14 protein-coding genes are annotated in these 13,147 nt (G+C 58.9%); 5 read left to right on the top strand and 9 right to left on the bottom strand.

Translation table 11 applies throughout. From position 1 onward, the window contains the following. Window positions 1-78: 78 nt before the first annotated feature. Window positions 79-1,584 carry a DinB/UmuC family translesion DNA polymerase gene (locus AB5Z20_RS06515; protein WP_128620111.1) on the top strand — a complete coding sequence of 502 codons (1,506 nt, stop codon included), beginning with the start codon at window positions 79-81 and terminating at the stop codon, window positions 1,582-1,584. Continuing rightward, window positions 1,577-2,002, top strand: coding sequence for a hypothetical protein (locus AB5Z20_RS06510; RefSeq protein ID WP_233540402.1), 426 nt, complete (start codon window positions 1,577-1,579; stop codon window positions 2,000-2,002). Before AB5Z20_RS06515 ends, AB5Z20_RS06510 begins: the two co-directional genes overlap by 8 nt. A gap of 26 nt (window positions 2,003-2,028) precedes the next feature. On the opposite strand, the gene AB5Z20_RS06505 is transcribed toward AB5Z20_RS06510, so the two are convergent. Next, window positions 2,029-2,412: a heavy-metal-associated domain-containing protein gene (locus AB5Z20_RS06505; RefSeq protein WP_138112100.1), complete on the bottom strand. Its 384-nt coding sequence runs from the start codon at window positions 2,410-2,412 to the stop codon at window positions 2,029-2,031. Window positions 2,413-2,586: 174 nt separating this feature from the next. Between AB5Z20_RS06505 and AB5Z20_RS06500 the strand changes: the two genes are divergently transcribed. After that, window positions 2,587-3,291 carry a DUF3793 family protein gene (locus tag AB5Z20_RS06500; protein WP_175406011.1) on the top strand — a complete coding sequence of 235 codons (705 nt, stop codon included), beginning with the start codon at window positions 2,587-2,589 and terminating at the stop codon, window positions 3,289-3,291. A gap of 46 nt (window positions 3,292-3,337) precedes the next feature. Then, window positions 3,338-3,757: a flavodoxin gene (locus tag AB5Z20_RS06495; protein WP_006234379.1), complete on the top strand. Its 420-nt coding sequence runs from the start codon at window positions 3,338-3,340 to the stop codon at window positions 3,755-3,757. 117 nt (window positions 3,758-3,874) lie between these two features. Here AB5Z20_RS06495 and AB5Z20_RS06490 read toward each other — a convergent pair whose 3' ends face one another. The 6 genes from AB5Z20_RS06490 to AB5Z20_RS06465 form a co-directional block, all read right to left on the bottom strand. Further along, window positions 3,875-4,627: an amino acid ABC transporter ATP-binding protein gene (locus AB5Z20_RS06490; RefSeq protein WP_006234381.1), complete on the bottom strand. Its 753-nt coding sequence runs from the start codon at window positions 4,625-4,627 to the stop codon at window positions 3,875-3,877. 12 nt (window positions 4,628-4,639) lie between these two features. Then, complete coding sequence (locus AB5Z20_RS06485; protein ID WP_238057569.1) at window positions 4,640-6,001, bottom strand: ABC transporter permease subunit; 1,362 nt, start codon at window positions 5,999-6,001, stop codon at window positions 4,640-4,642. A 118-nt stretch (window positions 6,002-6,119) separates the two neighbouring features. Then, entirely contained in the window at window positions 6,120-6,980 is an 861-nt protein-coding gene (locus tag AB5Z20_RS06480) for an ABC transporter substrate-binding protein (protein WP_138112094.1), read from the bottom strand. A gap of 147 nt (window positions 6,981-7,127) precedes the next feature. Further along, entirely contained in the window at window positions 7,128-7,994 is an 867-nt protein-coding gene (locus tag AB5Z20_RS06475; RefSeq protein WP_195568309.1) for a deoxyribonuclease IV, read from the bottom strand. A gap of 166 nt (window positions 7,995-8,160) precedes the next feature. Further along, entirely contained in the window at window positions 8,161-9,180 is a 1,020-nt protein-coding gene (locus AB5Z20_RS06470; RefSeq protein ID WP_238057570.1) for a Gfo/Idh/MocA family protein, read from the bottom strand. Between the two features lie 91 nt (window positions 9,181-9,271). Then, complete coding sequence (locus tag AB5Z20_RS06465; protein ID WP_138112086.1) at window positions 9,272-10,462, bottom strand: aldo/keto reductase; 1,191 nt, start codon at window positions 10,460-10,462, stop codon at window positions 9,272-9,274. A gap of 326 nt (window positions 10,463-10,788) precedes the next feature. Between AB5Z20_RS06465 and AB5Z20_RS06460 the strand changes: the two genes are divergently transcribed. After that, a complete protein-coding gene (locus tag AB5Z20_RS06460; protein WP_238057572.1) occupies window positions 10,789-11,703 on the top strand; it encodes a ketopantoate reductase family protein in 915 nt (304 codons plus the stop codon). 109 nt (window positions 11,704-11,812) lie between these two features. Here AB5Z20_RS06460 and AB5Z20_RS06455 read toward each other — a convergent pair whose 3' ends face one another. After that, entirely contained in the window at window positions 11,813-12,019 is a 207-nt protein-coding gene (locus AB5Z20_RS06455) for a hypothetical protein (protein WP_138112080.1), read from the bottom strand. Between the two features lie 186 nt (window positions 12,020-12,205). Continuing rightward, window positions 12,206-12,970 (bottom strand): hypothetical protein, encoded by a 765-nt coding sequence (locus tag AB5Z20_RS06450; protein ID WP_195568303.1) that lies wholly within the window; start codon window positions 12,968-12,970, stop codon window positions 12,206-12,208. Window positions 12,971-13,147 lie beyond the last annotated feature (177 nt).

Raw genomic sequence — 13,147 nt, 5'->3', positions numbered from 1 at the left:
AGGTTTTGACGATGTCCGGATGAGCGGGTATTATCGAACAGGTATTCGATAAGAACATGTGTTTGATGGGAGGCTCGGATGGCGCACGAGCAGCACACCTATATCTGCATCGACCTCAAGACGTTTTATGCCAGCGTCGAGTGCGTCGACCGTGGGCTCGATCCGCTCACCACCAACCTGGTCGTTGCCGACGAATCGCGCGGACGCACGACCATCTGCCTTGCCATCACGCAGGCCATGAAGGACCTCGGGATACACAATCGCTGCCGTCTGTTCGAAATTCCCGATGGCATCGACTACATCACGGCCGTACCACGCATGCAGCATTACATGGAGGTGTCGGCGAAAATCTACGGTATCTATCTGGAATACGTCAGCCCCCAGGACGTGCACGTCTACTCCATCGATGAGTGCTTTATCGACGTGACGCCCTATCTGGACCTCTATCACACAGATGCGGAAGGGTTCGCCTGCACGCTGCGCGACGAGGTCCTCGCGCGCACCGGCATCACGGCGACGGTCGGCATCGGCCCCAACCTATTCCAGGCCAAGGTAGCGCTCGACATTACCGCCAAGCACGTACCCAGCCGCATCGGCATACTCGACGACGAGACCTTTCGCAAGGAGATCTGGCCCCATCGTCCCATCACCGATATCTGGGGCATCGGTCCCGGCGTGGCAGCCCGCCTCGAGAAATACGGCGTCTACGATCTGATGGGCGTCGCGGCGCTCGACGAAAACCTGCTTTACGACGAGCTCGGCGTCAATGCCGAATATCTCATCGACCATGCCTTCGGGCGCGAGCCGACAACCATCGCCGATATCCAAGCCTATCGCCCGCAAGCAACTTCGACCACCACAGGACAGGTGCTCTCGAAGGGTTATGCCTACGAACAGGCCTATACCGTCTTGCGCGAGATGGTCGACAACGCCGTTTTAGACTTGGTCGATAAGCACGTGGTCTGCGACAGCATCTCGCTCTTTGTGGGCTACGCGAGCGAACGCGCCGACATACGCCGCCTCGACGCCAGCGGTACAGCGCAGTATGTGGACGGATGCGGGCACCTGCGCTCGAGCACATCGAGTATCGAACCCACCGCAACCGCCGGCCCCGAGCTCGCGCCCCGTGCGCCCAAGCCCGTCCAGCGCGATGACGAACGGCGTCGCCTGGTGCGCGAAGCGCAGGCAATCGATGGCATCTTTGTGGGAGAGCATGGCGGCAAACCGCGCGGTGGCTATGCCGCACTCTTTGCGCACTCTAACGCCTCGCGAAAGCTGCCCGAGCGTACCAATTCGTTTAAGAAGATCATGGGCTATTTCGATGAGCTCTGGGCGCAGACTGTCGATCCCAAACGACCGGTCAAGCGCATCAACCTGGGATTTGGCAACCTCATGCCCGAGGAATTTGCCACCATCGATCTATTCAGCGATATCGAGGCCGATGAGCGCGAGCGCGACCTGGCGCGCGCCGTCCTGGCCGTGAAAGGCAAGTACGGCAAGAACGCGCTCGTCAAGGGATTAAGCTTTACCGCCGGCGCCACCGCGCGCGAACGCAACGAACAAGTTGGAGGACACCGTGCCTAAACCCAAACAACAGCCCGTGCGCCCGCCGACCGCCTTCGAGCGCCTGGCGGACCCCGAGGGCAGACGCCGCGCCGCCGACCCCAACCTCACTGCCAACGGTGCCGTGCGCGCCAACCGCGCCGCACAGTTTATGCCCTTTGCCGCCCTCACGGGATACTACGAACTCGTGCGCAAGCAGGAAATCACCGTCGAGCCAAAACGTGAGCTCACGGAAGAAAAAGCCCTCGTGCTTTCTAAAAAACTCGAGGGTCTCAAACGTGGCGACTTGGTTCGTGTCACCTATTACGATACATACGGCTATCGCAGCCGCACCGGCATCCTCGACGAGGCGCTCCCCGCCTTCAAGCTCCTCAAGCTCCGAGACATCGCCATCGACTTCGACGACATCCAAGACATCGAACTGCGCGGACGAGCCTAGCCAAGGAAGCGCATCCAGAGCGACGCTTACAGCGTCATGACGTAGTAGCCCGCGTCTTTCACGGCCGTCTCGAGGACATCACGATCCACCGGCTGCTTAGAGCGCACGCGTGCCGTGTGGTCCGCATACGTCACCGTTGCCCACACGCCATCCAGTGCATTGAGGGCATTGGCTACGTTCTGAGCGCAGCCGTCACAGCTCATGCCGCCGATGAGCAGCTCATCGCTATAGGGATAGTGTGACGCATCGGTATCCACCACAACAACCTTTTTGGCCTTCTTGCCGCTCGCACCATCGCTGCAACAACTCTTCCCGTGTGTCGAAGCGGCAATGCGACGCAGTCCAAAAAACATGCCGACGGCAATGACGGCCAGCACGATGAGATTCGCAGGGCTGAGCAAGTCACTCATGCGTTCCCCTTTCAAGTAGCCCTATCTAGATACCCCCATGGGGTGTCCCCATCTTAACCCAAAATCATGTCTGTTCGGTCAATTAGTTTCCCTCTTCAAACTTTTTGTTGACCATGGCTTACTTTCGTGTATAAGTTTTCCTAGGCTAACAACTGAGGACCCGAAAGGGGCATCGTGACTCGAACCATTGACATCCCAACATACCAAACGGCTGTCGTGCGCAACTGCTCCCCTACGCTCGCAGGTATCAAGCCGGCTTCGCTCTTTACCTATCCCGGCGTTTACGCCAACCAAAACGGAAAACCCAGCGCCACCCATATCGAAGAGCGACGCTCTCGCCTGCTCGCCGTCATAGCCCAATGCAACTGCGAGCTCCAGCCACTCGGGATCCATATGAGCGTTTTGGTCTGGCGCCCCTGCGGAGCGCTCATCTATGTGTACCGCCCTGCGGACCTCATGCGATACCTCTCCGACCCCCGTGCCACGACGGCGCTAGCCGCCGAAGGTTACGATGTCCACAACCTGCCCGCATCCCTGGTGCATCTCGCCGCTCGCATCACGCTGGCAAGCAGCAATGCCGCAGAAAGCGCCTATGACGGCAGCGTCTGCGCACTCGCGCGAAATAGGCACTGCGATACGGGGTGCATATGCGAGTTCCCCCACGAAATTGGCTATTTTTTGGGCTATCCCTACGAAGATGTCCATCAGTTTATCGTCCAGCACGGCGAAAACTATAAGGTCTTTGGCGCATGGAAGGTATACACAAACGTTGAGCAGGCGCTCACGACCTTCGATTCCTATCGCGCATGCACGCAATACCTTACCTACATCTATCAACAGGGCTGCACCCTGGGACAACTTGTCCAGGCAACCCGATAGAGCATACAAAACGCGGCCGCACGCCGCACAACCGAAAGGAAAACATATGAGCAAGATCGCCGTCGTCTACTGGAGCGGCACGGGCAACACCGAGGCCATGGCAAACCTCGTTGCCGAAGGTGCAACCGATGCCGGCGCCGAGGCAGAGGTCATCTCCTGCGCCGACTTCTCCGCAGACAAGGCCGCTGGCTATGACGCTATCGCCTTCGGCTGCCCCGCCATGGGTTCCGAGGAGCTTGAATATGATGAGTTCCAGCCCATGTGGGATGAGGTCAAGGAGACCCTCGGCGACAAGAAGGTCGTCCTCTTTGGCTCTTATTCGTGGGCCGAGGGCGAATGGATGGACAACTGGAAGGCGGACGCCGACGAGGAGGGCGTCAACGTCGTCGATTCCGTCATCTGCTACGACGCCCCCGATGATGAGAGCGAAGCGGCCTGCCGCGCCCTTGGAGCCGAGCTCGCCTAGCGGCAATGAGCTCCGCCCGCAACGCGCATTGCAACAAAACACATTCGCGTCGCAACAAAAACGGGAGCCGGATCACATCCGGCTCCCGTTTTCTGCTATGTCAGTCATATAAAGCGGCTACGAGATATTGCCCAAGAACGCCTTGGTGCGCTCGCTCTTGGGGTGGTCGAAGACCTCGCTCGGCGTACCCTCTTCCACAATGACGCCGCCGTCCATAAAGACGACGCGGTCGGCGACATCGCGGGCAAAGCCCATCTCGTGCGTCACGACGATCATGGTCATACCGTCGTGCGCCAGGTCGCGCATGACGCCCAGAACGTCGCGCACGAGCTCAGGGTCGAGCGCCGAGGTGGCCTCGTCAAAGAGCATCACGTGCGGGTTCATCGACAGGGCGCGGGCGATGGCCACGCGCTGCTGCTGGCCGCCCGAGAGCTGGCTCGGCATAAAGTCGATGCGCTCGGCCAGGCCGACCTTGGTCAGCTCCTCGACGGCGATCTTCTCGGCCTCTTCCTTGCTGCGCTTGAGCACCTTTTGCTGCGCAAGCATGACGTTCTTTTTGACCGACAGGTGCGGGAACAGGTTGAACTGCTGAAACACCATGCCCAGGTGCGTGCGCACTTTGTTGAGGTCGACGCCCTTGGCACACACATCCACGCCCTCGACGACAATCGAGCCGCTCGTGGGATGCTCCAGGCGATTGATGCAGCGAAGCATCGTCGACTTGCCCGAGCCTGAGGGGCCCAAGACCACAACGACCTCACCCTTGTGCACATCCAGATCGATATCGCGCAGGACCACGTTGTCCCCAAAGGCCTTCTGGAGGTTCTTGATGCTGACGACGACCTCGTTCGAGTTATTGGTTTCGCTCATGATAGGACCTCCTTACAGACCGGCGATGTGATCGGCGGGCGTCGCGACAACCTGTCCGGCGCTCTTGGCGGGACGCTTCTTCTTGGTCTCGGCCGTGCCCAAAAGCCTCGCCTCAAGACCGCTCACCAAGCGAGCGAGCGGCAGGGTGATGACCAGATAGAACAGGGCGGCAACCACGTACGGTGTAATGGAGCCCGTCGTGGCCACGATGGTACGGGCGTTCATGACGATCTCGACCACACCCACGGCGGCAAGCAGCGACGTATCCTTGTAAAGCAAGATAAACTCGCTGGTCAGCGTAGGCAAAACATTACGGAACGTCTGCGGAATCATGACATAGAGCAGCGTCTGGAACGCGTTCATGCCCAGCGAACGCGCAGCCTCGTTTTGGCCCTTGGGGATCGATTGAATACCGGCACGGAAGATCTCGCATAGGTACGCAGACGAGTTCATGGCCATGACGATAACGCCAAGCACGTAGTCATCAACCTTGACGCCGGCCAACGGCAGACCGAAGAACGCGATATAGATCTGCAGGAACGCCGGCGTACCGCGGATGATATTCACATAGATGCCGGCGAGGCAGCGCAGGATGCGCGACTTGGAGATGCGCATGAGCGACAGGGCAAAACCGAAGGGAATTGCCAGCGGAAACGCCACAAGCACGATCGAAAGCGACATAAGGAAGCCCTTAAAGACGATCGGCAGGCTTTGGACCAAAATGACCGGGTTCAAGAACAGGCGCAGGAACATATTGGAGTTCCAGGCCTCGACCCACGGCTGCTCCTTAAGATCGGCCAGGAAGTTATCGAAGGCCGTCACGCCCTTGATCTCCACCGACGGAATCTTGGAGATCTTCTTGGTCGAGCCATCGGCCAAAGTGTAGGTGCCGCTAAAGGCCTCATCGCCGCCCTCGACGGGGAAGGTCACGCCGTAAACCTCGACACGGAAAAAGCCGCCGGCAGGCGCCGTCTCGCCAAAGTCAATCTTGAGCGTCTGGCCATCAGCCTTGCACGTGGGTTTCATGGGCGTACGATCCATGAGGTCCTCGCCCGAGAGCATCGTCAATCGCGTGTCATCGGTACCAAACGTCGTGCCGTCGACAAACGTCAAAGAAAGACCGCTCAGCTCCTCGTCGGCATCGGCCTGGACCTCCCAGGTAATGCGCGTCTCGGTACCGCCGACCACAGCGCTGCCCGAACCGGTGTTGGGTCGGGCGGTAATCTTTGCGGTCTCAAGCGCCTGGGCGGTCGTGGGCGCATATGCCCCCACACACACCAGCGCAAGCGCCACGGCCATGACGCAGACTAGCTTTTGGAGCAAGGCGGGCAGTGGAAAACGCTGCTCCGCGGCCCCTTTGTTCAGTCGAGACAAGGTGGCTCCTATCGTAGAAGTTGCCGGCAAAACGAGACGGAAATACTCTCCGTCAAGAGAAGCGCAAAGGCCCTCTCCGCCAAAACGGAAAGGGCCCGTGAGCAATCAAGTAGCTATTTTACTTGATGTTGTACTTAGCCATGAGGGCGTCAACGGTACCGTCGTCGGTCAGGTCCTTGATGGCCTGGTTGATGTCGTCCTTGAGCTTGGTGTTGCCCTGGTTGATGGCGATGGCGTACTCCTCGCCGGTGCTAATCTGCTTAATGGTCTGGCAGGTGTTGAACTGCTCGGCGGTCAGCTGGCTGGCAACGGAGCGGTTGGTGACTACGGCGTCGCCCTTATCGGACTGCAGGGCGCTGAAGCACTCGGTGGCGTCCTTGTAGGGGACAATCTTGGCCTTGGGGAAGTTCTCCTGGGCAAAGGACTCGGCGGTCGAGCCAGACTGGACGATGATGGTAGCATCGGCGTTGTTGAGCTTCTCGCTGTAGTTGTCGGCCGTGATGTCGGCGTTATCGACCTTGGTCACGATAGCCTGATCGTCCATGTAGTAGGAATCGGAGAAAGTGACTTCTTTCTCGCGCTCGGGCGTGTCGGTGATAGCCGCGATGGAGACGTCATATTTGGCGCCCGAAGCGACGCCCGGAACCAGCGTGTCAAAGTCATTGTTGACATACTCGACATCCAGGCCCAGCTTGTCGCCGATAGCCTTGATGAGTTCAAGGTCAAAGCCCTGATAATCGCCGTTGTCATCCTTGTACTCAAACGGAGCGTACTCGGCAGAGGTGCCGACGGTCAGCGTACCGTCCTTGACGAGCGCGTACTCCTTGGAGCCGTCGACCTTCTCGACCTTAGCGTCGTCAGAGCTGCTGGAACCGGCATTAGAACCAGAGGTGGCGTTGGACGAGCCGCAGCCCGTCAGAGCGAGGGCGAGCGCCATAGCACCCGTGGCGGCAAATGCGCCAAGCTTCTTCAGCTTCATAATCAGTCTCCTTCCAATGACCCCACGTGATTCAGAGGTCTGCAAAAACTGAGGGTTATTATGCACCCGCTTGGAAGAATCTGCAATTAGAAAACTGATTGAAACAAACCCATAACGTGAATGGAGCGTCCCACTTTATGGCAGCCATTACTGCTGCAATGACCTTAACAGTTTGATTTCAGCCGCATAACCTGCAAGTTCGTTCGGTGTCTCCAAAATGAATGGCAATGCGCGCAAGCGACCATTCGATACAATATTCTGCATAACCTGCATACCGCCACCAAATTCCTCGCTGCCAAGGTATCCCTTGCCGATGCACTCGTGACGATCTTTATGGGCGCCACAAGGGTTCTTCGAATCGTTGATGTGTACGGCATGCAGACGATCGATACCCACCACGCGGTCGAATTCGTCGAGTACGCCGTCCAGATCATGGATGATGTCGTAGCCAGCATCGCTCACATGGCAGGTGTCCAAACAAACGCCCAGCTTATCGGACAGCTCTGGGCACTTGGCGGCAACGCCCTCGATAATGCACGCCAGTTCTTCAAAGCTACGGCCCACCTCGGTGCCCTTGCCGGCCATGGTCTCGAGCAATACCGTCGTCTGCTGTCCCTCGAACATCACCTGGCACAGCGTATCAACAATCATCTGAATGCCGACGTCTGCCCCCTGTCCTACATGCGCACCGGGATGAAAATTGTAGTAGTTGCCGGGCAGTGCTTCCATGCGCCGTAGGTCCTCTGCCATGGCCTCCAGGGCAAACTCACGCGCCCGCTCTTTGGCTGAGCAGGGGTTATAGGTATACGGGGCATGAGCCACGAGCGGGCCAAAGTCGTTTTGCGCCATAAGCTCGCGCAGAGCCGCCACGTCATCCATGTCAAGGTCTTTTGCCTTGCCACCGCGCGGGTTGCGCGTAAAGAACGCAAAGGTATTGGCACCAATGGACAACGCCGTCTCCCCCATTGCCCGATAGCCCTTCGTCGTCGAAAGATGGCATCCGATTGTCAGCATCTCCAGCTCCCCCTCATCAGTTGCGGTGAAATACGGTCTATTGGTGCCCTATTTTGGCGCAAACAGACCGTATTCCACCGCAAGTTATAAAAGGGGCATCAGAGATGTGGGCCGCCAGGCACCACGGGCGCCGGCGTCATGATCCCCTACGTGTCAGCGCCAAGTCCTAGAGGGCTAGACGAATCGCATCGATGATGTGTGCACAGCGCTGCGTGGCGGCAAGGGGCATGACGGGACTCTCGAGTTTCCCCGCCTGAATGAGCCGCGTCGCATGCTGGATTTCGCCGTAGAAATCATCGATCTCAAACGGGGCATTTATTTCTAGCGTTCGACCGTCGGAATACTTCACATGGGCGAGCTCGGGGCGATGGAGACGCTCGATTTCCAACGAGCCTCGCTCACAGGCAATCGTTAAGCGGCTTTCATATGTTGCTTTGCCGTCGCACACCATATGAATGGGTATACCGCCGACGCTCATACGGATCTCGTCGGCCCAATCGACGCGGCCGCCCGATACGTCACGCCAGCGAACTTCACGGGACGAAACCTCGCACGCGCCCGCGAGCAAATCCTCAAACCAACCGACCGCATAACAGCCCATGTCATATAGACAGCCGCCCTGCAACGGATCAAGCAGATAGCCCGAAGGAGACTCGCCGTAATCGAGCTTTTGCACGCTTTCAATCGAGACAATACGGCCAAGCTCACCCGACGCAAGCAAGTCTTTCACGCGAGTGTGCATCGGGCAAAACCGATTCTTCATCGCCTCCATAAACAGCACGCCGCGCTCGCGAGAGGTGGAGGCAATCGAGAGAGCCTCTTCCTCACTCAAAACGGCCGGCTTTTCGCACAGCACGGCCTTTCCGGCGCACAGCGCGCGACAGGCCCAACGCGTATGCATGCCATGCGGAAGAGCCAAGTAGATTGCGTCGACATCGGGGTCGGCAATCAGCGCGTCATAAGCCGCATCGCCGTTATCGTCGACCGAGACATGGCCATGCGCAGCATCGATCGAAAACGCTCGGCAAAATTCCTCGACATGTGCAGGAGTGCGGCCGGCCGCAGCCACCAGCCGTGCCCCATCGACCTTCTTGAGAGACGATGCAAATCGATGAGAAATGTGCCCAGCGCCCAAAATGCCCCAACGAACCTCACGCGAATCATTACGTAAACCTCGGTCACCCACGATAGCCTCCCATCAGTTGCGGCGAAATAGTTCCTGCTACCGCCCTATTCTGCCGCAAACAGGAACTATTCCATCACAAGATATAAAAGGGTCATGAGGAGCGTGTTTTGCCGAAGACTTTAAGCATGGCCGTTACGGGGCCCGGCTGGAAGCGTCGGCGCACGTCATCGAGACGCTCGGGGATATCGATATGCTGCGGGCAGTGACGCGCGCATTTGCCGCACTTGACGCAATTGCTCACCAGCTTGGGCTCGCTCGTGCGCACCGCACTCGCCGTAAAGTATTGCGACAGCCCCGTAAACCAGCTGTGCGCATAGCTCGCGTTGTAGGCGGCAAAGCAGCCGGGAATGTTGATACCCTTGGGACATGGCATGCAGTAGCCGCATCCCGTGCAGGGCACGCGATTCGATTTTTCAAACTCATCCAGCACGTGCGCGATCGTGTCGAGCTGGTTGGCAGTCATCGAATTCGGCAACGCGAGGTCTGCCAGTGACGAATTCTCGTCCACCTGCGCGGTATCGGTCATACCAGAAAGCAGCATCGTCACCTGAGGATGATTCCACACCCACGAAAGACCCCAGGCGGCAGGAGTGCGCAAATGCGGGTCACGGGCACTATCGAGCACAGCGCGGGCCCGTGGCGGCAGCTTGCCCGCTAAACGCCCGCCCAGCAGCGGCTCCATCACAAACACCGCGAGCCCGCGCTCCGCAGCCGCCATGAGTCCTGCCGTTCCCGCTTGGTAACGCTCGCCGGCATAGTTGTACTGTATCTGGCAAAAATCCCAGTCATATGCGTCAAGCATCGTCAGGAAATCCACCGCGCTGCCGTGGTACGAAAAACCAATCTGGCGAATACGCCCCGCCGCCTTTTGACACGCGATCCAGTCCTCAATGCCCAACGCCACCACACGTTCCCACTGGGTGGGCGAGGTAATGTTATGCATGAGGTAATAGTCGATATGGTCGGTCCGCAGGCGCCGCAGTTGCTCATCGAAGAACCGGTCGAAATCCTCCGCGCACTTGCACGAAGCATGCGGCAACTTGGTCGCCAGCAACACCCGGTCACGCAGCCCCAAGCGCTCAAGCGAGGCGCCCACGCACGCCTCGTTACCGGGATAGAGATACGCGGTGTCCAGATAATTAATCCCCTGCTCCACCGCACGGGAAATGATGGCATCGGCTGTCTTCGCATCCGGACGTCCCGGCGCACCGGGAAACCTCATGCAGCCCAGACCCAACGCCGAGATACGGTTGCCGCTTTTGGGGTCAACGCGATATTGCACGGCCCCTCCCTTCGCCATCAGCGCCCCGGCAAGGCGAAACACAATGGTCACGCAGCCGAAACATCGTGGAATCGCAATCGAGAACGTATCGTAACGCAGTAGAAATCGAGCTGTCACGGCACCGCTTTAACATCAGCAAAAAGCCCGATGAAAGGGGCCGGGCATGACCACGCGCATGTCTTTGCGGTCTGCCCCGCGGCATAAGCGCACAGCGCAATAGTTTCTTTTTCATAACAGCCGCCCCGCGCACCCATCAATCACCCCGGCAGCATACAATCCATCAGGCGCCCCGCACGCGGGCGCCTTTTTGTGAGGAGATGATTCACATGCAGATCAACAAGGTCGCCTTTATCGGCAAGGGCGGCGTCGGCCTGCTCTACGGCAGCATGATTGCCAAGGCCCTCGGCAATGACGCCGTCGAATACGTTATGGATGACGCCCGTTTTGAGCGTCACGCGGGCGATGCGCTCACCGTCAACGGAAAGCCTTGCGATCTCACGTCCGTCCGCGCCAGCGAGGCAGCGCCCGCCGATCTGGTCATCCTGACGGTCAAGACCACCGGTCTCGACCAAGCACTCAAGACTATGGAGCGTGTCGTGGGACCCAACACGCTCATCGCCTCGCTGTGCAACGGCATTACGAGCGAGCAAAAGATTGCCGAGCGCTTTGGCTGGGAGCACACCGTCCTGGGTATCTGCCAAGGCATGGACGCCGTGTTCCTCAGCGGAGAGCTCACCTTTACCAATGCGGGCGAGATTCGCTTTGGCGCGGCAGCGGGCACCAAGCCCGCAACCGTTACCGCCATCGACGAGCTCTATACGCGCTGCGGCATCGCCCATACCGTCGAGAGCGACATTGCGCACCGCATGTGGGCCAAACTCATGCTCAACGACGGCATCAACCAGACCTGCATGGCCTACGGCGGGACCTACGGAAGCGCCACGGAGCCGGGCTCCGAGCAGCGCCGCTGTTTTGTCTCCGCCATGCGCGAGACGCTTGCGGTTGCCAACGCCGAGGGCGTTGAGCTGACCGAGGCAGACCTGACGCAAATGGTGCACCTCATCGAGGGAATCGACCCCGCCGGTATGCCCTCGATGGCGCAGGACCGCATCGCACAACGAAAAACCGAAGTCGAGGAGTTCGCGGGCACCATTTGCCGCCTGGCCGCCAAACACGATATCCAAGTGCCGCAAAACGATTGGCTCTACCAGAGGATTCGCGAAATAGAAAGCAGCTGGTAGTGCTCGGCATACTGTAGCCAGCAGATCCAATGGCAAAGCCGCCGCAAGGGGCACTCCCCTCGCGGCGGCTTCCTTTTTCATCTTTGGTCAAAAATCAGCTTCACAACGGTTAGAGCTGCGACTCCGACGCCTGGTCCTCATCGTCGCGACAAAGGACTACACCTGCACTTCCCAGCAGCGCGGCCGCGATCAGCGCGCCGACCACGATAGGAGCAGCCCCGCATGTCCCCTGCATGCCCGCGACGAGCGCGGCCGTGGGACCAAGGCAGCCAAGCATCAACGCGACGGCGGCAACGGCGATATCTCGAGCATTCACAAGACCACTTCCTCCAAGAGAAAGACCTTATTTCTCATGAACTAGTGTGCCCCGCGCCCATATGCGCGACGTACCGTCACGGTAAGGGCTCTGTTAGCTCAGGCGCATACATAGAACGGACGTCTTTACGTTGCCCTAAAGCTCGGTAAAGACACCCGTCCGCCAAATATCCGTGATGCAGAAAAATTACCAACCGGTGTAGTAGTCGGTGGTTCCGGCAGCGCAGCCGGAGTCATAGACCTTGCAATCACCCTTGGAGCCCGTAAAGGTCGAGCCCTGGGCCATATCGCCCGCGGCAACAACGTAATAGCCGTCGGAATCGCGCCAGAAGCCCTCAGAATCCTGAGTCCATTCGCCCGTGCGATAGTGATAAAGCACATTGCTGCTGTAATAGGTCTCGCGGCGCCCGTTGTAGTTATTGACACCCGCAGAGCGCGTCAGGCCCGATCCGTTCGTGCAGGACGCGGCAGACGCGTAGGACGGAGTGTAACCGGCGTTGTAGTACGAAGCCTCGGCAGCCTCCGCCTCGGCGGCAGCCTCGAGCGCTTCGCGCTTGGCATCCTCAAGCGCAGTGCGCAGCTCATCGAGCTCGGTCGACTTGGCGTCGACCTCCCCCATCGTCAACAGGCTACCCGCGCCGTCGATACAGCCCTGCAGCACAGCGCGCTCGTCATCGGTGGCATAGTCGCCATACATATTCATGATGATCTGAGCGCGCATCTCCAGGGAATCGCGCTTGGCCTCCATCGAGGCGTTCCACTCCTGCATGGAACCATAACCATCGCCGCGATAGTCAACGGGCTGTACCAGCGTCGTCTCGGACGGCGTAGATCCAACCGTATCGGACAATGTTGCGGCATGGGCATCAGTTGCACCGGCGCCCGCCAAAAGTGCCACGGTCAGAGCGGCGGAAAGGGCGGCGGCTTTCGGTTTTCGTGAATCGATCCTCATGTAGCTGGAAACCTCCGTAGTGCGTTTTTGCTGCGTTTGAGCTGCGTGTGATTCGATCGCGCTGCATAGTACCCCGAGCAAATCGCGACCTGCGGTTTTACTCAAAAGGCGCACGTCAATTGCGTAAAACTCACATCCTCTCAACAGGAGTTTTCCACAACTCGAATGCATAAAGCG

It is taken from the genome of Collinsella aerofaciens, assembly GCF_040910245.1.
Taxonomy (GTDB): domain Bacteria; phylum Actinomycetota; class Coriobacteriia; order Coriobacteriales; family Coriobacteriaceae; genus Collinsella.
The sequence above is the reverse complement of the archived record's forward strand: the minus strand, read 5'-3'. Positions and strand labels throughout refer to the sequence as shown.